Annotated in this window: 18 protein-coding genes and 1 tRNA gene; 6 read left to right on the top strand and 13 right to left on the bottom strand. The window is 74.8% G+C overall.

Annotated elements, in window-relative coordinates:
• Positions 1–57 precede the first annotated feature (57 nt).
• Genes O2W18_RS06370 through hrcA form a run of 3 tightly spaced genes read right to left on the bottom strand, consistent with a single transcriptional unit; the run spans position 58 to position 2,988 of the window.
• Positions 58–816, bottom strand: a complete 759-nt coding sequence (locus O2W18_RS06370) for a 16S rRNA (uracil(1498)-N(3))-methyltransferase (protein WP_269186688.1) — start codon at positions 814–816, stop codon at positions 58–60.
• Positions 813–1,949 (bottom strand): molecular chaperone DnaJ, encoded by a 1,137-nt coding sequence (gene dnaJ, locus O2W18_RS06365; protein WP_269186687.1) that lies wholly within the window; start codon positions 1,947–1,949, stop codon positions 813–815. The genes O2W18_RS06370 and dnaJ overlap by 4 nt, the downstream gene beginning before the upstream one ends.
• A 16-nt stretch (positions 1,950–1,965) precedes the next feature.
• The gene (hrcA, locus tag O2W18_RS06360) at positions 1,966–2,988 is read right to left on the bottom strand and encodes a heat-inducible transcriptional repressor HrcA (protein WP_269157207.1); all 1,023 of its coding nucleotides are present in this window, start codon (positions 2,986–2,988) and stop codon (positions 1,966–1,968) included.
• 169 nt (positions 2,989–3,157) lie between these two features.
• Between hrcA and O2W18_RS06355 the strand changes: the two genes are divergently transcribed.
• The 3 genes from O2W18_RS06355 (at position 3,158) to O2W18_RS06345 (ending at position 4,310) form a co-directional block, all read left to right on the top strand.
• Positions 3,158–3,403: a hypothetical protein gene (locus O2W18_RS06355; RefSeq protein WP_269186686.1), complete on the top strand. Its 246-nt coding sequence runs from the start codon at positions 3,158–3,160 to the stop codon at positions 3,401–3,403.
• Positions 3,400–3,741 (top strand): type II toxin-antitoxin system PemK/MazF family toxin, encoded by a 342-nt coding sequence (locus tag O2W18_RS06350; RefSeq protein WP_269186685.1) that lies wholly within the window; start codon positions 3,400–3,402, stop codon positions 3,739–3,741. The genes O2W18_RS06355 and O2W18_RS06350 overlap by 4 nt, the downstream gene beginning before the upstream one ends.
• 200 nt (positions 3,742–3,941) lie before the next feature.
• Positions 3,942–4,310 carry a type II toxin-antitoxin system VapB family antitoxin gene (locus O2W18_RS06345; protein WP_442929128.1) on the top strand — a complete coding sequence of 123 codons (369 nt, stop codon included), beginning with the start codon at positions 3,942–3,944 and terminating at the stop codon, positions 4,308–4,310.
• 4 nt (positions 4,311–4,314) lie between these two features.
• Here the strand turns inward: O2W18_RS06345 and O2W18_RS06340 are convergent, their stop codons facing one another.
• From O2W18_RS06340 to O2W18_RS06325, 4 genes are read right to left on the bottom strand one after another with little or no spacing between them, the layout of a single operon-like run.
• A complete protein-coding gene (locus O2W18_RS06340; protein ID WP_269186684.1) occupies positions 4,315–4,923 on the bottom strand; it encodes a response regulator transcription factor in 609 nt (202 codons plus the stop codon).
• The gene (locus O2W18_RS06335) at positions 4,920–6,044 is read right to left on the bottom strand and encodes a sensor histidine kinase (RefSeq protein WP_269186683.1); all 1,125 of its coding nucleotides are present in this window, start codon (positions 6,042–6,044) and stop codon (positions 4,920–4,922) included. Before O2W18_RS06335 ends, O2W18_RS06340 begins: the two co-directional genes overlap by 4 nt.
• 36 nt (positions 6,045–6,080) lie before the next feature.
• A complete protein-coding gene (locus tag O2W18_RS06330) occupies positions 6,081–6,821 on the bottom strand; it encodes an ABC transporter permease (RefSeq protein ID WP_269186682.1) in 741 nt (246 codons plus the stop codon).
• Entirely contained in the window at positions 6,818–7,720 is a 903-nt protein-coding gene (locus O2W18_RS06325) for an ATP-binding cassette domain-containing protein (RefSeq protein WP_269186681.1), read from the bottom strand. The genes O2W18_RS06330 and O2W18_RS06325 overlap by 4 nt, the downstream gene beginning before the upstream one ends.
• A 105-nt stretch (positions 7,721–7,825) precedes the next feature.
• Here O2W18_RS06325 and recQ point away from each other — a divergent pair, with 105 nt between their 5' ends.
• Complete coding sequence (gene recQ, locus O2W18_RS06320) at positions 7,826–9,664, top strand: DNA helicase RecQ (RefSeq protein WP_269186680.1); 1,839 nt, start codon at positions 7,826–7,828, stop codon at positions 9,662–9,664.
• Between the two features lie 72 nt (positions 9,665–9,736).
• Here recQ and hemW read toward each other — a convergent pair whose 3' ends face one another.
• Entirely contained in the window at positions 9,737–10,969 is a 1,233-nt protein-coding gene (hemW, locus tag O2W18_RS06315; RefSeq protein ID WP_269186679.1) for a radical SAM family heme chaperone HemW, read from the bottom strand.
• A gap of 39 nt (positions 10,970–11,008) precedes the next feature.
• Here hemW and O2W18_RS06310 point away from each other — a divergent pair, with 39 nt between their 5' ends.
• Together O2W18_RS06310 and O2W18_RS06305 are read left to right on the top strand one after the other, a co-directional pair.
• Positions 11,009–11,794, top strand: coding sequence for an enoyl-CoA hydratase-related protein (locus tag O2W18_RS06310; protein WP_269186678.1), 786 nt, complete (start codon positions 11,009–11,011; stop codon positions 11,792–11,794).
• Between the two features lie 97 nt (positions 11,795–11,891).
• Positions 11,892–12,053: a hypothetical protein gene (locus O2W18_RS06305; protein WP_269171421.1), complete on the top strand. Its 162-nt coding sequence runs from the start codon at positions 11,892–11,894 to the stop codon at positions 12,051–12,053.
• Positions 12,054–12,311: 258 nt separating this feature from the next.
• On the opposite strand, the gene selB is transcribed toward O2W18_RS06305, so the two are convergent.
• The 5 genes from selB to arfA all read right to left on the bottom strand — a co-directional run bounded on the left by selB (position 12,312) and on the right by arfA (position 18,311).
• A complete protein-coding gene (selB, locus tag O2W18_RS06300; RefSeq protein ID WP_269186677.1) occupies positions 12,312–14,081 on the bottom strand; it encodes a selenocysteine-specific translation elongation factor in 1,770 nt (589 codons plus the stop codon).
• Positions 14,072–15,409 carry an L-seryl-tRNA(Sec) selenium transferase gene (gene selA / locus O2W18_RS06295; protein WP_269186676.1) on the bottom strand — a complete coding sequence of 446 codons (1,338 nt, stop codon included), beginning with the start codon at positions 15,407–15,409 and terminating at the stop codon, positions 14,072–14,074. The genes selB and selA overlap by 10 nt, the downstream gene beginning before the upstream one ends.
• A 60-nt stretch (positions 15,410–15,469) precedes the next feature.
• Positions 15,470–15,565: transfer RNA gene (locus tag O2W18_RS06290), tRNA-OTHER, on the bottom strand.
• Positions 15,566–15,618: 53 nt separating this feature from the next.
• Complete coding sequence (locus tag O2W18_RS06285; RefSeq protein ID WP_269186675.1) at positions 15,619–16,692, bottom strand: ABC transporter ATP-binding protein; 1,074 nt, start codon at positions 16,690–16,692, stop codon at positions 15,619–15,621.
• 107 nt (positions 16,693–16,799) lie between these two features.
• The gene (arfA, locus tag O2W18_RS06280) at positions 16,800–18,311 is read right to left on the bottom strand and encodes an arabinosylfuranosidase ArfA (protein WP_269186674.1); all 1,512 of its coding nucleotides are present in this window, start codon (positions 18,309–18,311) and stop codon (positions 16,800–16,802) included.
• Between the last annotated feature and the right edge of the window lie 31 nt (positions 18,312–18,342).

Genomic DNA, 18,342 nt, shown 5'->3' with positions numbered 1-18,342 from the left:
GCGTTCGGCTGCCCGCACCGGCGTGTCCAGCAGCCACGTGCCGATGATCAACGAGGGCTAGGCCCAGCGGGTGCGGACGCTGAGCGCGGCGAGGGCGGCGGCGCCGGCGGTCGACGTCCGGAGCACCTCCGCACCCAGGCGGACCGAATGGGCGCCGGCCGCACGAAAGGCGACCACCTCGCCGTCGGTCAGCCCGCCCTCGGGGCCGACGATGACGGCGACCGTCCCGGTCGCCGGCACCTCGACCTGCGCGAACGACTGGCGGGCCTGCTCGTGCAGCACCAGCGCCAGGTCGACCTCGGCGAGCATCCCGCAGACCTGCCGGGTGCTCATCGGCTCGGTCACCTCGGGCACCCGCGGACGGCGGGCCTGCTTGGTCGCGGCCCGGGCGGCCGAGCGCCACTTGGCCAGGCCCTTGTCCACCCGGTCCTCCCGCCACCGCGTGACGCAGCGGGCCGCCGTCCACGGCACGATCCGGTCGACGCCCAGCTCGGTGGCCAGGTCGACGGCGAGCGGGCCCCGGTCGCCCTTGGGGAGCGCCTGCACGAGCACGAACTCCGGCTGCGGCGCGGGGACGTCGTGCCGGGCGAGCACCTGGACGCGGAGCGCCGACCCCACGGCCGCGAGCACGGAGCCCTCGACCAGCAGCCCCTGCCCGTCGCTCACCCGGACCCGCTCACCGGCCCCGAGCCGCAGCACGTCGACGGCGTGCCGGCCCTCGGCGCCGTCCACGGTCAGGACGTCGCCGTCCGGCACCGCGTCGATCAGGAAGAGCGGGGCACCGTCGGCGGAGAGCGCGTCCGGGGCCTGGCTCATCGGCCGTTGAACGCGTCGCGCACCCGGGTGAAGAGACCGCCGTGGTTCGCGCTGTTGCCGTCGGTGAGGTCCTCACCGCGCAGCCCGGCCAGCTCGCGCAGCAGCTCGGACTGGCGGCCGTCGAGCCGGGTGGGCGTCTGCACGTCCAGGTGCACGAGCAGGTTGCCCCGGCCGGTGCCGCGCAACCGCGGGGCGCCGTGGGCCCGCAGGGTGAGCACGCTGCCGGACTGGGTGCCGGCCTTGATCGTGAGGTCCTCGATGCCGTCGAGGGTCTCCAGCTTCAGCGTGGTGCCCAGCGCCGCCGCGGTCATCGGCAGCGTGACCCGGCAGTGCAGGTCCTCGCCGTCGCGGGTGAAGACGTCGTGCGGGCGCTCGCGGACCTCGACGTAGAGGTCGCCGGCCGGGCCGCCCCCGGGGCCGACCTCGCCGTAGCCGGCCAGCCGGATCCGCATGCCGTCCTCGACGCCGGCCGGGACCTTCACCGGGATGGTGCGGCGGGAGCGCACCCGGCCGTCACCGGCGCACTTCGGGCACGGGTTGGGGATGACCTGGCCGGTGGCCTGGCAGGTGGGGCACGGGCGGCTGGCGATGACCTGACCGAGGAAGGAGCGCTGCACGCTCTGCACCTCGCCGCGGCCGTTGCAGGTGGAGCAGGTCTCCGGGTGGGTGCCGGGCGCGGTGCCGGCACCGGTGCAGACGTCGCAGAGCACGGCGGTGTCGACGGTGACCTCCGTCGTCGTGCCGAACACCGTCTCGTCCAGGTCCAGGTCGACCCGGATCAGCGCGTCCTCGCCCTCCCGGGTGCGGCCGCGCGGCCCGCGTCCGCCGGCCCCGCCGAAGAAGGCGTCCATGATGTCGCCGAGGCCACCGAAGCCGGCGGCGTTGCCGAACGGGCTGCCGCCGCGGCCACCCCCGGTCTCGTAGGGGTCACCGCCGAGGTCGATGATCCGACGCTTCTCCGGGTCGGTCAGCGCCTCGTAGGCCCGGCTGACCTCCCCGAACTTCTCCTTGGCACCCGGGTCGGGGTTGACGTCGGGGTGCAGGTCGCGCGCCATCTTCCGATAGGCGCGCTTGATCTCGGTGTCGCTGGCTCCCTGGGCAAGGCCCAGCACGCCGTAGTAGTCGGTTGCCATGAAGCGTTCTCAGTCCTCAGCTCTCGGCCAGCAGATGGCCGACGTAGCGGGCCACGGCTCGTACCGCGGCGATGTTCCCTGCGTAGTCCATCCGGGTGGGGCCGACGACACCCAGGCCACCGAGCGCCTGGTCGCCGGACCCGTAGCCCACGGAGACGAACGACGCGGCGGTCAGCGCCTCGTGCTCGTTCTCCTCACCGATGCTCACGGTCACCGTGCTGGGCCCCACCTCGGCCATCAACCGCAGGACGACCACTTGTTCTTCCAGCGCCTCCAGCAACGGCCGGAAGGTGCCGGGGAAGTCCAGTGCGCTGCCCTGCGCGAGGTTCGCCGTCCCGCCGATGACCAGCCGGTCCTCGGAGGGCTCGACCAGGGTCTCCAGCATGGTGGCGCTCACCGCGGCGACGAGCGGGCGGAGGTGCGGGGCGGAGTTGTCGACCAGGTCACCGACCTTGTCGCTGGCCTCCCCCAGCTTCGCGCCGGTGAAGGCGGTGTTGAGCAGCGTGCGCAGCTCGGCGACGGTCTCGGCCTCGGTGTCGACCGGCACCTCCACCACGCGCTGCTCGACCCGGCCGGTGTCGGTGATCAGCACCATCAGCAGCCGGGACGTCGACAGCGGCACCAGCTCCAGGTGCCGGACGGCGCTGCGCGACAGCGTCGGGTACTGGACGACGGCGACCTGACGGGTCAGCTGGGCCAGCAACCGGACGCTGCGGCCGAGCACGTCGTGCAGGTCGACGGCGCCGTCGAGGAACTTCTCGATCGCTTTGCGCTCGGCGGCCGACAGCGGCTTGATCGCACTCAGCCGGTCGACGAAGAAGCGGTAGCCCTTGTCGGTGGGCACCCGGCCGGCACTGGTGTGCGGCTGGGTGATGTAGCCCTCTTCCTCCAGCACCGCCATGTCGTTGCGGATGGTCGCTGGGCTCACCCCGAGGTCGTAGCGGGCGGCCAGGGCCTTGCTCCCCACCGGGTCGTTGGTGGAGACGTAGTCCTGGACGATCGCCCGCAGCACCCGCAGGCGCCGGTCGTCGTGCGCCACGGCTGACACCTCCCGTACCGGATCGACGTGGTCCGCGGTGGCTGCCCGGGCAGGTGCCTGGCACTCGCGTGGACCGAGTGCCAGCATACGACCGGCCACCGCGGCCGTCCTCCGGCTCGCGGGTGCCAACCGCTGGACGGTCGAGGTACTACCGAGTAATACTCGTCGTGTGAAGACGGCGATCTCCCTGCCCGACGACACCTTCGACCGAGCCTCGCAGCGGGCCGCTGAACTCGGCATGAGCCGCTCGGAGTTCTTCGCCACCGCAGCGCGCCGCTACCTCGACGAGCTCGACGCCGCATCACTGACCAGCCAGATCGACGCGGCGCTGGACACCGCAGCCGAACCCGACACCTCGAGCACCGACGCCGTCACCGCCGGACGGCGCCTGCTCAACACCGGAGACGACTGGTGATCGAACGCGGCGCCATCCACTGGGCGGACCTGGGCCCAGCGACCGGCAGCCGGCCGGCGAAGCGCCGTCCCGTGCTGGTCATCCAGTCCGATGCCTACAACGCCAGCCGGCTGCCCACGGTCCTGACCGCGATCATCACGTCGAACACCGCGCTTGCCGCGTTGCCCGGCAACGTGTTCCTCCCCGCTGCGGCCACCGGACTCCCCCGCGACTCCACCGTCAACGTGACCGCACTGGCGACCCTGGACCGCCACGACCTCGAGGAGCTGGCCGGCCAGGTGCCCGCAGCGCTCATGCAGGACGTCGACCGAGGACTCCGCCGCATCCTCGGGCTCTGACCGGACCCGAGGTCCACCGCGCCTCCAGGGGCTCCGGACTGCGCTCCCACCCAGCCCCGCGACCTCGACCCGAGCTCGGCCGCGGCGCGCACGTGGGATCGATACCGTCCGATCAGGCGTCGGCGACGGCCTCGGGACGCCACTAGTGTGGGCCGGGTCGACGGACCCCACCGGGGGGCCGGGGAGCGGGAGGCTCAGCCCTGATCTTCAAGGCGGTGCGTGATGGACGCCCCTACCCCGACCACGGCTTCTCCACCCGCGACTGGGCGATGATCCCGCCCCGGCAGATCCGGATGGACACCCTCGTCACCACCAAGCGCGAGCTCGCCCTGGACACCCTGCTCGCCGACGACTCGACCTTCTACGGCGACCTGTTCCCGCACGCGGTGCAGTGGCACGGCGAGACGTACCTGGAGGACGGCCTGCACCGCGCCCTGCGCGCGGCCCTGCAGCAGCGCAACGTCATCCACGTCCGGGTGCTCGACCTCGACTCGCTGATGCCGGCCCAGACCCCGGCCGGGAGCACCTCCGCAGACGCCAGCCCGGCCGACGCCGGCCGGGCGCGCTGACGGTTCAGAGCCAGCCCTTCTCCTCCGCGACCCGCGCCGCCTCCACCCGGGTGCGGGCCCCGGTCTTGCCGATCGCCGCGGACAGGTAGTTCCGCACGGTCCCCTCGGAAAGGAAGAGCCGCCCGGCGATGTCGGCGACCGTCGCCCCGTCGGCCGCCGCCCGCAGCACGTCGGCCTCGCGGCCGGACAGCGGCGTCGCGCCGATGGCCAGCGCCGCGGCGGCCAGGTCCCGGTCGATCACCCGCTCCCCCGCCATCACCGCCCGGATGCCCCGGGCGAGCTCGGCCACCGGCGAGTCCTTGACCAGGAAGCCGGCGGCGCCGACCTCCATCGCGCGGCGCAGGAATCCCGGCCGGCCGAAGGTGGTGAGGACGACGGCGCGCACCTCCGGCAGCGCGGAGGCCAGCTCCCGGGCCGCCTCGATCCCGTCCTGCCCCGGCATCTCGATGTCCAGCAGCGCGACGTCCGGGCGGCAGGCGCGGGCGGCCTCGAGCACCTCGTCACCGCGGCCGACCTCGGCCACCACCTCGATGTCCTCCTCGAGGTCCAGCAATGCCCGCAGCGCACCCCGCACCAGCGCCTGGTCCTCGGCCAGCAGCACCCGGATCGTCACGTGCTCACCGACACCGTGCTCGCCGACACCGGGAGCAGCGGCACCGTGGCCTGCAGTCGGTACCCACCGCCGTCCACCGGGCCGGCCGCCAGCTCACCGCCCAGCGCACCGACCCGCTCGCGCAGCCCGGCCAGGCCCGACCCCGGCGAGGTCCCCAACACGGTGACCGGGTCCTCCGCGCCCCGACCGTCGTCGGTCACCGTCAGCACCGCGTGCACCCCGTCCTCCGCCAGGCCGATCGTCACCGTGCCGGCCCGGCTGTGCCGCAGCACGTTGGTCGTCGCCTCGCGCACCACCCAGCCGAGCGCGGCGTCGACCGTGCCCGGCAACGCCGGCACCCGCGCGGGCAGCCGGACGTCGATCCCGGCCCCGGTCAGCGCGGAGCGCGCCTCGGCGAGCGCCTGGGCGCAGGTGACCTGCCGGTAGCCGCTGACGGCGTCCCGCACCTCGGCCAGCGCGCGGCGGGCCGCCGCCTCGACGTCGGCCATCTCCTGTCGGGCGCGGGCCGGGTCGGCCTCGGCCAGCCGGCGGGCGAGCTCGCTCTTGAGCGCGATCAGTGAGAGCGAGTGGCCGAGCAGGTCGTGCAGGTCGCGGGCGAAGCGCAGCCGCTCCTCGGTGACGGCGTTGCGGGCCAGCTCCTCGCGGGCCTCCTGCAGCTCCCGGTTCACGGTGATCAGGTAGCTGGTGCCCCGGATCCCGAAGGCGGTGAGCAGGCAGATGGGCGACAGGAACAGCAGGCCGGGATCGCCGGAGGCCAGGGGCACCGCCAGGCACACCACCGCCGCGCCGATCACGGCCGGCCACACCCAGCGGCCGGGCAGCGTGGCCGCGGCGGCCGCGGCCACGTAGATCATCAGCCCGGCCCAGCCCGGCCCGAACCCGACCGCCAGCGCGATGGCCAGCACCGCGGTCGCCGCGAACTCCGGCCGCAGCGCCCGCGGCCGGCCGAGCTGACCCATCACCCGCAGGTAGACCACGGTGAAGACGAGCAGCCCGATCGCGCCGACCCAGCGCGCCGCCGTCGGGCGGTCGGTGGTGACCAGGTCGGCGATCGGGAAGAACTGGAACAGCAGCCAGGGCACCGCCCAGATCGCCTGACCCCACCAGTTGGACCGGTCCACGAGACGGACGCTAGCGCTCAGCTGCCCGGTCACGAGTCAGCCCGCCACCGCGTGCAGCGGGCGCCGCCGGGCGACCACCAGCGCGGCGGCGGCGAACACGGCGCCGTAGCCGGCCAGCACGAGCACCGGCGCGCCGGTGAACGTGCCGGCCGCCACGTCCCGGCCCAGCTCGGCGAACCAGTACGACGGCAGGGCGTGGGCCAGCGGGACCATCCCGTCCGGGAACATCTCCACCGGGAACCACAGACCGCCCAGCGCGGCCAGCACCGTGCCGAGGATCCCGATCGCCGCGCCGGCGGCCTGGGCGTCCAGCGCCAGCCCCACCGCCACGCCCAGGGCGACGAAGACCATCGACCCCGCCCACAGCGACCCGACCAGCGCCACCCAGGTGCCCAGACCGAACTCGACGCCGTTGACGAACCGCCCGACCAGCGCGACGACGACCAGGCTGGGCAGCACCAGCAGCGCCCCGACCAGGACGTCGACGGCGAACACCGACCCGGCGGGCACCGGCGTCACGCGCAGCTGGCGCAGCCAGCCGGAGGAGCGGTCGAAGGCGATCCGGATCGTCGCGCCGAGCGCCGCCCCGATCGCCCCGTAGGCCATCATCGAGACGAGGACGGCGCCGGCGAGGTCCTGGAACTCGCCGGCCGGGGCCTGCCCGCCGATGACCTGGGTGAAGAAGATCGTGAACAGCGCCGGCAGCAGCACCGTGAAGAACAGGTACTGCTTGTTGCGCCCCACCCGGCGGAGCTGGAATCCGAACAGGTCGGTCATCGGAGGGCTCCGTCCGCGGTGCTCGTGAGGTGCAGGAAGGCCTGTTCGAGGCTGGCGCCGCGCACCTCGAGGTCGGGCAGTGCGGTCCGGCTGGCCAGCAGCGCGCGCAGGGTGGCCTCGGCGTCGGAGGTGGCCAGCTCGACCAGGTCGCCGTCCCCGCTCGCGCCGGTGACGCCGGGCAGCCCGGCGAGGTCGTCCCGCGGTCCGGGGCAGCGGAACCGGACGGTGCGCCCGCCGATGCGCGACTTGATCCCTGCCGCGGAACCGTCGGCGAGGACCCGCCCGCCGGCGACGACCACGACCCGGTCGGCGACCGCGTCGGCCTCGTCGAGGTGGTGGGTGGCGAAGACGACGGTGTGCCCGCGCCCGGCGAGGTCGCGCATCGTGGCCCAGAAGGCCTGCCGGCCCTCGACGTCCATGGCCGAGGTCGGCTCGTCCAGCAGGAGCAGCGGGGGTGCCCCGGCCAGGGCGAGGGCGAGCAGCACCCGCTGGCGTTGACCACCGGACAGCGCGTCGACCGAGCGGTCGAGCAGGCCGCCGATGCCGGCCGTGGCGGCCAGGTCCGCCAGCGGCCACGGGTCCTGGTAGCGACGGCGGACCAGCGCCAGCACCTCACCGACGCGGGCCTCGCTGGGCAGGCCGCCGTGCTGGAGCATCGCCCCGACGCCGCCGGCCTGCAGCGCCGCGGCCGGCTCGCGGCCGAGCAGCCGGACCGTGCCGGCGGCCGGGCGGAACAGGCCGAGCGCGGCGTTGACGACGGAGGACTTCCCGGCCCCGTTGGCGCCGAGCAGGGCGACGGTCTCCCCTCGGGGGACGGCCAGGGTCAGGTCGTGGACGGCGGTGGCGTCGCCGTACCGGACGGTCAGTCCGCGGACGTCGAGCGCGGGGGTCTCGGGCATGACCTGAGCCTGGTGGTCACCGGGGGTCCGGCGGCAGTGTGAGACGTCGTCCACACCTCATGACGGATGTCAGACCACCGGCCCCGACCCGCCTACCCTCGCCTCGTGGACGTGATCGAGGACCCCGCGCTCCAGGACCCGGCCCTCGAGGTGCTCGGCCGGGTGTTCGGCTACGACGCCTTCCGTGGACCGCAGCGCGAGGTCGTCGACCACGTCGTCGCCGGCGGCGACGCACTGGTGCTCATGCCCACCGGTGGCGGGAAGTCGCTGTGCTACCAGGTGCCGGCCCTGCTGCGGGACGGCGTCGGGGTCGTGGTCTCGCCGCTGATCGCGCTCATGCAGGACCAGGTCGACACGCTGCGGACCCTCGGGGTGCGCGCCGGGTTCCTCAACTCCAGCCAGGACCGCGCCGAGCGCCGGGCCGTCGAGGAGGCCTTCCTCGCCGAGGAGCTCGACCTGCTCTACGTGGCGCCGGAGTCCCTGGGCGGGGGCGCCTCCCCGACCGCCCGCCTGCTCGAACGCGGCCGGATCGCGCTGTTCGCCATCGACGAGGCGCACTGCGTCGCGCAGTGGGGGCACGACTTCCGGCCCGACTACCTCGCGCTGTCGATGCTGCACGAGCGCTGGCCCGACGTCCCCCGGATCGCCCTGACAGCGACGGCCACCCGGGCCACGCACACCGAGATCAGCACCCGGCTGCAGCTGGACGACGCGCTGCACGTGGTCGCCGGGTTCGACCGGCCGAACATCCAGTACCGGATCGCGCCGAAGAACGAGCCGCGCAAGCAGCTGCTGGACCTGCTGCGCACCGAACACCCCGGGGACGCCGGCATCGTCTACTGCCTGTCCCGGGCCTCGGTGGAGAAGACCGCCGAGTTCCTGGTGGGCCAGGGCATCGCGGCGCTGCCCTACCACGCGGGCCTGGAGCAGCGGACCCGCGCGCTGCACCAGTCCCGCTTCCTCCGCGAGGACGGCCTGGTGATGGTGGCGACCATCGCGTTCGGCATGGGCATCGACAAGCCCGACGTCCGTTTCGTCGCCCACCTCGACCTGCCCAAGTCGGTGGAGGGCTACTACCAGGAGACCGGCCGCGCCGGCCGCGACGGACTCCCCTCCACCGCATGGCTGGCCTACGGACTCGCCGACGTCGTGCAGCAGCGCAAGATGATCGACTCCTCCGAGGGCGACGCCGCGCACCGCCGGGTGCTCTCCGCCCAGCTGGACGCGATGCTGGCGCTCTGCGAGACCGTCGAGTGCCGGCGGGTGCGGCTGCTGGCCCACTTCGGCCAGGAGAGCTCACCCTGCGGGAACTGCGACACCTGCCTGAACCCGCCGGAGTCCTGGGACGCCACCGTCCCGGCGCAGATGCTGCTGTCCACGGTGCTGCGGCTGCAGCGCGAGCGCGGGCAGTCCTTCGGCGCGGGGCAGTCGATCGACATCCTGCTGGGCAGGCGCACCGACAAGGTCGCCCAGCACAGCCACGACGAGCTGACCGTCTTCGGCATCGGCACCGACCTGTCCGAGGGCCAGTGGCGCGGCGTCGTCCGCCAGCTGCTGGCGCAGGGGCTGCTCGCCGTGCAGGGCGAGTACGGGACGTTGGCGCTGAACGAGGCCAGCGGGCCGGTGCTGCGCCGGGAGCGCGAGGTGCTGATGCGCCGCGAGCCCGACCGCCCGGTGCGGGCCGTCCGGGCCCGTGGGGCCAAGGCCGCCGTCCCCGAGCTGCCCGCGTCGGCCACGGGTGCCTTCGAGCGGCTGCGGGCCTGGCGGGCCGCCACCGCCAAGGAGCAGGGGGTGCCCGCCTACGTCGTCTTCCACGATGCGACGCTGCGGCAGATCGCCACCGAGGAGCCGGCGACCCTGGCGGCCCTGGGCACGATCGGCGGCGTCGGCGCGACGAAGCTGGAGAAGTTCGGCGACCAGGTCCTGGCTGCCCTCCACGGCTGACGCCCGCTCTTCGGCCCCGCTGCAGGGGCCCGCCGCGAGCTTGCGAGCGGTGGGGGGCAGCGGGGCCCTTCCTCAATCGGTGAGGTCGCGGACGACGGCGTCGGCGAGCAGCCGGCCCCGGTCGGTGAGGACGGCGAGCCCGGCCTCATGCGGCCCGGCCGCCAGCAGCCCCCGTGCGACGGACTCCGCGGCCCGTGCCCGCCCGGCCGCCGACAGCGCGGCCAGCGGCAGCCCGTCGCGGAGCCGCAGCCCCAGCATCACCCGCTCCAGCGCCTGGTCCTCCGCCGTCAGCAGCTCGGTGTCGGCGGCCGGGTGCAGCCCGGCAGCGAGCCGGTCGGCGTAGGCGGCCGGGTGCTTGACGTTCCACCAGCGCAGCCCGCCGACGTGCGAGTGCGCGCCCGGCCCGATGCCCCACCAGTTCGCGTTCGCCCAGTAGAGCTCGTTGTGCCGGCAGCGCGCCGCCCGGTCACGGGCCCAGTTCGACACCTCGTACCAGCCCAGCCCGGCTCCGCCGAACGCCCGGTCGGCCTGCTCGTAGCGGTCGGCGAGCACGTCGTCGTCGGGCATCGGCAGCTCACCGCGGGCGACCCGCCGGGCCAGCCGGGTGCCCTGCTCGACGATCAGGGCGTAGGCGCTGACGTGGTCGACCGGAGCGGCGAGGACGGCGTCGAGCGAGGCCTGCCAGTCGGCGTCGGTCTCCCCCGGTGCGCCGTAGATCAGGTCGAGGTTGACGTGGTCGAAGCCGGCGGCGCGGGCCTCGTGCGCGGCCTGCACCGCCCGGCCGGGGGTGTGCCGGCGGTCCAGCACGGCGAGCACGTGCTCGGCGGCGGACTGCATGCCCAGGCTGATCCGGGTGAAGCCACCGGCCCGCAGGGTGGCCAGCGACTCCGGCGTCACCGACTCGGGGTTGGCCTCCGTGGTCACCTCGACGTCCGGGGCCACGGGGAAGAGCTCACGGACGGCGTCCATGACGGCCACCAGGTCCTGCGCCGGCAGCAGCGTGGGCGTGCCCCCACCGACGAAGACCGTCTGCACCGGCGGACGGTCGGGCCCCAGCACCTCGGCGGCCAGCCGCAGCTCGGCGATCGCGGTGCCGGCGTACTCGCTGCGGTTGGCGCCGGGGCCCAGCTCGTCGGAGGTGTAGGTGTTGAAGTCGCAGTAACCGCAGCGGGTCGCGCAGAACGGCACGTGCACGTACAGCCCGAACGGCGTCGTCGACAGCCCCTCGCGGGCGGACGCCGGGAGCATCGAGGGGTCCGCGGGCAGCGCCGGGGTCTGGCCGAGGAGAGGGAGAGTCGTGGTCATCGCTGCTCCCAGTGTGACCGCCCCCGGCAAGATGGCGGCGTGACCTCCGCGACCGATGACGACCGCGTGCTCTCCGTCGAGGTGTCCGCCGGCGTGGCCCGGCTGATCCTCGACTCCCCTGCCAACCGCAATGCCCTCTCCCGCGCGATGCGCGCCCAGCTCCGTGCCGCCCTCACCGAGGCCTTCGCCGACGACGCCGTGCGGGTGGTGGTGCTCGACCACACCGGCCGGGTGTTCTGCTCCGGCATGGACCTCACCGAGGCCACCGGAGGCGCCGCCGCCGACCAGGGGGTCAACGAGTTCCCCGAGCTGCTGCAGCTGATCTGGCACGCGCCCAAGCCGGTGCTCGCCGCCGTCCGCGGACCGGCTCGCGCCGGCGGGGTCGGGCTGGCCGCCGCCTGCGACGTGGTGGTGGCCGGGGCCGGCGCCACCTTCGCGTTCACCGAGGTGCGGATCGGCGTCGTCCCGGCGGTGATCTCCGCGGTGTGCCGGCCACGGATGCTGCCGAACGTCGTCCACCGGCTGATGCTCACCGGGGAGGTCTTCGACGCCGAGACCGCCGCCGCCGGCGGGCTGGTCGACCTGGCGGTGCCCGACGACGACGTCGACGCCACCGTCGCCGCCCAGGTCACCGCGCTGGCCGCCGGGGCACCGACCGCGCTGGCGGAGACGAAGCGGCTGCTGCGGTCGGGGACCGACCTGGCCGGGCAGTTCCCCGGGCTGCTGGAGCTGTCGGCGCGGTTCTTCGCGGGCGAGGAGGGCCAGGAGGGCATCGCCGCCTTCCGGGAGAAGCGCCCCGCCCGCTGGGTGCCGGCCGGCGAGTAGCCCCGCGGACGCTCGTGCTCTGGTGCACCAGTGCAGCCAGAGCACGAGCGTGCCCGACCCCTTGTCGTGCCCGTCCCCACGGCGGCACCCTGAGGCCATGACCGAGCAGGTGGACCCCCGGGCTCAGTTCCGCCGGCTCCCGGAGCCGGTGACTCCCGACCAGCTCGTCGAGGTCCGCGACGCCGACCCCCCGCTGCCGGTGGAGACGCCGGCGCACGTGGACCTGCGGCAGCTGGCCGCCGGTGGCGGCCCGGTCTGAGCGAGCGGGCCGTCCGGGCCGCGCTCGGCTCCCACGCCGGGTCCGGGCAGGCGACCGAGCCGTCCGGCTTGCGGGCGGTGCCGCTCCCGCCGGGCGTCGGCACCCAGGTGATCGGCGGACGCTTGTGCTCTGGTGCACCAGCACGGCCAGAGCACAAGCATCCGCCGACCACCTCTCACCCCCCGCCGTCGGGCCGCCGGAGCCCGCGGCGCCTCACGGGTACGGACCGCCGAGGCGACGGATCGAGGACGGGCCGGGTCAGCGCAGCCGGCGGGTGCTGTCCGGCTCGCGGACGGTGACCCCGCGGGCGTCGAGCCACTCGGCCAGCGGGACGGCGACCCGGCGGGTCGTCGCCCACGCCTTCCGCGCCTCGCTGAGCGTGAACGGCTGCGGCAGCGCCGCCAGCCGGGCGCGGGCCTGCTCGGCGACGCCGGGTGCCAGGTAGATGCCCTCGGCGATCCGCACCAGCTGCTCGTCCCGCACCGCCGCGGCGAGCTCCCGCGGACCCAGCCCTGCGGCCACCAGGTCACCGGCCTCGGGTGCGGCGAACGGCTCCTGCGCCAGCCGGGCGCGGATGCCGTCCACCGCCTGCTGCACCGCCGGTGGCAGTGCCGCAGCACCGGAGACGACCCGGCCGTCCCGCAGCGCCAGGGGCTCCCGGACGAGAGCGGGCACCAGCTCCACGTCGGGCAGCTCCAAGGCCGACCGCAGCACCGCGGTCGGCGGACCGGGCTCCAGTGGGCGCAGCTGCCGGTAACGGGCCACCACCTGTGGCACCCGGGCGGCCAGCTCGTCGGCCAGGCCCGGCGCGAGGAGCCAGGGGCCCACGACGGTGGCATCCGCGGGCACCGGCCAGCCCATCGCGATGAAGTCCGCCCGGCGCACGAACCGTCGCCGCACCAGGTCCGCCCGCGCCCCGGCCTCACCCGTCGGCTGCTCGGCCAGCTCGGCCGCGCGGCTGCGGGCGGCGCCGCGGCGGCGCAGCTCCGGCGGGTCCACGTCGCGCACGTCGGCGCCGTGCACCCGGCGGGCACCGGGGTCGCGCAGCAGCAGTCGGTCGCCGACCCGCAGCGGCAGCTCGGTGGCCAGCCGCAGCCGCAGCGCCGACCCGTCCAGCGGCCGCACCCGGGCCGCGACCGTCGCCGACCCGATGTGCACGACCAGCTCTGCGGGCAGCTTCTCCTCGACCGGCCGCACCAGGGTCACATCGAGGTCGGCGGTGCGCCGGAACGCATCAGGGGTGAGCAGGGCGTCACCGCGGGACAGCTCCTCGACCGCCACACCGCGCAGGTTGAGCGCCACCCGGGCGGTGGCCGAGGCCGAGTCCACCGGCGCGCCCAGGGACTGCAGCCCGCGCACGGTCACCGCACGCCCGCCCAGGTCCAGGCGGTCGCCGGTGGTCACGGTCCCAGCGGCCAGGGTGCCGGTCACGACGGTGCCGGCGCCCCGGATGGTGAAGGCCCGGTCGATCCACAGCCGCACCGGCGCGGTCGGCTCCGGGGCGGGCAGGCCGGCCAGCACCTGCTCCAGCGCGCCGGCCAGCTCCGACAGCCCGGTGCCGGCGCGGGCACTGACCGCCACGGCCGGGACCCGGCCCAGCGACGTCCCGGCCAGCCGCTCGGCGGCGTCGGCGAGCACCGGGGCGGGGTCGGCGAGGTCGGACTTGGTGACGGCGAGCAGCCCGTGCCGCACCCCGAGGGCATCGAGGACGGCGACGTGCTCCGCCGTCTGCGCGGACCACCCGTCGTCGGCGGCGACCACGACCAGGGCGGCGGGCACCGACCCGACCCCGGCGAGCATGTTGCCCACGAACCGCTCGTGCCCGGGGACGTCGACGATGGCGAGCCGGCGGCCGGAGGGCAGCGTCGTCCAGGCGAAGCCGAGGTCGATGGTGAGCCCGCGCCGGCGCTCCTCCTCCCAGCGGTCCGGCTCCATCCCGGTCAGGGCCGTCACCAGCGTCGACTTGCCGTGGTCGACGTGGCCGGCGGTCGCCAGGACGTCCATCCGGGCGGCAGGGGTCAGCTCCACCGGCGGGCCACCCCCGTCACGGCGGCGATCAGCCGCTCGTCGTCGGCGGGGAGGAGGCTGCGCAGGTCGAGGAGGGTGCGGTCGCCGTCCAGGTGGCCGACCACCGGCGGTTCGCCGCGCCGCAGCGGCTCGGCGAACCGCGGGTCGAGCGCGACGGCGGCGCTGGGCAGCTCGAACTCCGGCGCTCCCCCACCGCCGACCCGCGCGGTCGACGGGACGGCAACGGCCTCGATCCCCCGAGCCTGCAACGCGGCGGCGACCGCGGCGGCGCGGGCCTGCAGACCATCCAGGTCGGCGTCGAGCATCTCCCGGACCGGTGGCACCGGGCCGCGCAGCGTCGCCTCGAGCGCCGCGAGGGTCGTCTTGTCCACCCGCAGCGCCCGGTAGAGGGGGTGCCGCCGCAGCCGCTGGACCAGCGCTGCGGAGCCGAGCACGATCCCGGCCTGCGGCCCGCCGAGCAGCTTGTCGCCGCTGCACAGCACCAGGTCCGCGCCGTCCGCCAGCGTCGTCTGCAGGTCCGGCTCGTCGGGCAGCAGCGGGTGCGGGCGGAGCAGTCCGCTGCCCACATCGGCGACCAGCGGCACCCCGGCGCCGGCCAGCGCCGGAGCCAGCTCGGCGACGTCGGCGGACCGGGTGAACCCGCGGACGACGAAGTTGGAGGGGTGCACCTTGAGCACCGCGCCGGTGTCCGGGCCGAGGGCGTCGGTGTAGTCGGCCAGCGAGACCCGGTTCGTCGTCCCGACCTCGCGCAGCCGGGCGCCGGTGCTGACCAGCAGGTCGGGGATGCGGAACCCGTCGCCGATCTCGACCAGCTCCCCGCGGGCGATGACCAGCTCCCCGCCGAGCGCGGTGGCCACCAGCGCCAGCGCGGCGGCGCAGTTGTTGACCACCAGCGCGGCCTCGGCGGCGGGCACGGCGGCCAGCAACGCCGAGAGCGCCCCCTCCCCCCGCGGGCCGCGGCGGCCGGTGCCGAGGTCGAGCTCGACGTCGGTGGTGCCGCTGGCCGCCACCACCGCAGCCACGGCCGCGCCGGACAACGGTGCCCGGCCCAGGTTGGTGTGCACGAGCACGCCGGTGGCGTTGAGCACCGGCGAGAGGCTGCTGGCGGTGCCGGGCAGCCCGGCCAGCACGGCGGCGACGACGTCGTCCGGTGGCAGGTCCCCCGCCCGGACGCGCTGCTGCGCGACCTGGACAGCGCGCTTCACCAGTTCCCGGCCCAGTCGCTGCACGGCAGCGGCCACGGCCGGGTCGGCGAGCACCGTGTCGGTCCGGGGCACGCGCCGGCGCGGGTCGGTGGTCGCGGCGGTGGTCGTGGCGTCCGTGGTCATCGCGGCCGAGCGTAGGTGGCCGTCGCGGAGCCGGCCCGAGGGCCGGCTCCGCGGAGCGGCTGGCGGAGACGGACGGGAATCGAACCCGCCTGACCGAGTTGCTCGGCCACGTCGGCTTTAGAGGCCGCGGGGGCCACCAGACACCCTGACGTCTCCGCCGCCGACCCTACGTCCCGGCGGCCGGACCGGCAGCTCCCACCCGCCCGGGGTCAGCCGGGGAGCCTGGCCCCGTCGCTGCCGAAGAGGTGGACGTGGCCGGCCCGGGGCACGACGTGGATCCGCTCCCCCCGGCGGGGTGGCTGCCGGCCGTCGACGCGGACCGTGACGAGGGGCTCGGTGGCCCCGTGGAGAAGTCGTCCGTAGAGGTAGGCGTCGGCGCCGAGCTCCTCCACCACGTCGACCTCGACCACCGCGCCGGAGTCGGCGACCTCGAAGTCCTCGGGACGGACGCCGAGGGTCATCGTGTCGCCCGGGCTGGCGGCGAGGGACTGCCGCGCCACCGGGTGGACGCGGTCCCCGAAGCGGACGCCCCCGTCGGTCACCGGCACCTCGAAGAGGTTCATCGCCGGGGAGCCGATGAACCCGGCCACGAAGGCGTTCGCCGGGCGGTCGTAGAGCTCACGGGGGGCGCCGACCTGCATGAGCAGGCCGTCCTTGAGCACCGCGACCCGGTCCCCCATGGTCATCGCCTCGACCTGGTCGTGGGTGACGTAGACGGTGGTGATGCCCAGCCGGCGCTGCAGCGAGGCGATCTGGGTGCGGGTCTGCACCCGCAGCTTCGCGTCCAGGTTGGACAGCGGCTCGTCCATCAGGAACACCTGCGGCTTGCGCACGATCGCCCGGCCCATCGCCACCCGCTGCCGCTGGCCACCGGAGAGCGCCTTCGGCTTGCGGTCCAGGTAGGGCTCCAGGTCCAGCAGCCGGGCCGCCTCCTCCACCCGGGTGCGCCGTTCCTCCTTGCCCATCCCGGCGATCTTCAGCGCGAAGCCCATGTTGTCCGCGACGCTCATGTGCGGGTAGAGCGCGTAGTTCTGGAACACCATCGCGATGTCCCGGTCCTTGGGGGCCACGTCGGTGACGTCGGTCTCCCCGATCCGGATCGCGCCGCCGTCCACCTCCTCCAGGCCGGCCAGCATCCGCAATGAGGTGGACTTGCCACACCCGGAGGGGCCGACGAGCACCAGGAACTCGCCGTCCTCGATCTGCAGCTCGAGCTGGTCGACCGCCGGCTTGTCGCTGCCGGGGTAGAGCCGGGTCGCTCGGTCATAGGTGACGGTCGCCATCGGGCGCACTCCTGGTGGTCGGGGATGCCGGGGATCCGGACAGGACGGACGGACGCGGGGTCATCGGCTGCGCGGCGGGCCGGGCCGCCGTGCAGGCGGGCTGGGGGTCAGCCAAGGGAGATCGCCGTCCAGGACACCGGGGGCAGCTCCACCGTCAGGACGCCGTCCTGCAGGTGGGCGCTCTTGTTGGCCCCCGGGGCCACCCGGGTCGGCTCGGCCAGGGTGTTGACCGCGTAGGGGTCGTCGTCGGCGAGGGTGTGCGTCTCCAGGACCCGCACGTCGCCCAGGCTGCGGGCGTCGACGGTCACCGTCGTCGGCCCCTCGATCGCCCGGTTGACCAGGAAGACCGCCGTGGCGCCGGTCTCCGGGTCGTGGGTGGCGACCGCGTCGACCAGCGGGACGTCGCCGTGCTCGGTCGTCCGGTAGGTCTCGCTCGACAGCTCGACCCGCAACGCGGTGCCCCGGGCCAGCCGGGACGTCAGCGCGAAGGGGAAGAACGTCGTCTGCCGCCAGGCCGGGCCGCCGGGCTCGGTCATGATCGGCGCGATGACGTTGACCAGCTGCGCCAGGCTCGCGGAGGTGACCCGGTCGGCGTGCTTGAGCAGCGAGATGAGCAGGCTGCCGACGACGACGGCGTCGGCGACGTGGTACGCGTCCTCGAGCAGGCGGGGCGCGTAGGGCCACTGCTCGATGTCGGTGATCTGGTCCTCGGCGTGGAAGCGCTCCTGGTACCAGACGTTCCACTCGTCGAAGGCGATGTTGATCGTCTTGGCGCTGCGCAGCTCGGCCTTGACGTGGTCCGCGGTGGCGACGACGGACTCGATGAAGTGGTCCATGTCGACGGCGGAGGCGAGGAAGCCGGCCAGGTCGCCGTTCCGCTCGGCGTAGTAGGCGTGGCAGGAGATGTAGTCGACGTCCTCGTAGGTGTGCTGCAGCACGGTGCGCTCCCACGCGCCGAACGTCGGCATGGCGGAGTTGGAGCTGCCGCACACCACGAGCTCGACCGACGGGTCCAGCTGGCGCATGGCCTTGGCGGCCTGGGCGGCGATCTTCCCGTAGTCCTCCGCGCTGCGGTGCCCCAGCTGCCACGGGCCGTCCATCTCGTTGCCCAGGCACCACATCGTGACGCCGAAGGGCTCCGTGGTGCCGTCGGCTATCCGCTGGTCCGACAGCGCCGAACCGGACCGGACGTTGCTGTACTCCAGGAGGTCGAGGGCCTCCAGGACGCCGCGGGTGCCGAGGTTGACGGCCAGCATGAGCTCGCTGCCTGCCTTGTCGTTCCAGCGGGCGAACTCGTGCAGGCCGACCTGGTTGGTCTCCAGCGAGTGCCAGGCCAGGTCCAGGCGCTTGGGCCGGGACTCCCGCGGCCCCACGCCGTCCTCCCACCGGTAGCCGGAGACGAAGTTGCCGCCGGGGTAGCGGATCGTGGAGACCCCGAGCTCGCGGACCAGCTCGAGCACGTCGGCGCGGAAGCCGTCCTCGTCGGCCGTCGGGTGACCGGGCTCGTAGAGGCCGTCGTAGACGCAGCGGCCCAGGTGCTCGACGAAGGAGCCGAAGACCCGCCGGTGGACGGCGCCGATGGTGAAGCGGGGGTCGAGCGTCAGGTGTGCAGTCGACATGAGGGTTCCTCGACGTGGGGGCGGCCGGGCC

The organism is Modestobacter sp. VKM Ac-2983 (assembly GCF_026967885.1).
In the GTDB taxonomy this organism is placed as follows: domain Bacteria; phylum Actinomycetota; class Actinomycetes; order Mycobacteriales; family Geodermatophilaceae; genus Modestobacter.
Note: the sequence above shows the minus strand (reverse complement) of the source record. Positions and strands in the feature narration are given on the sequence as shown.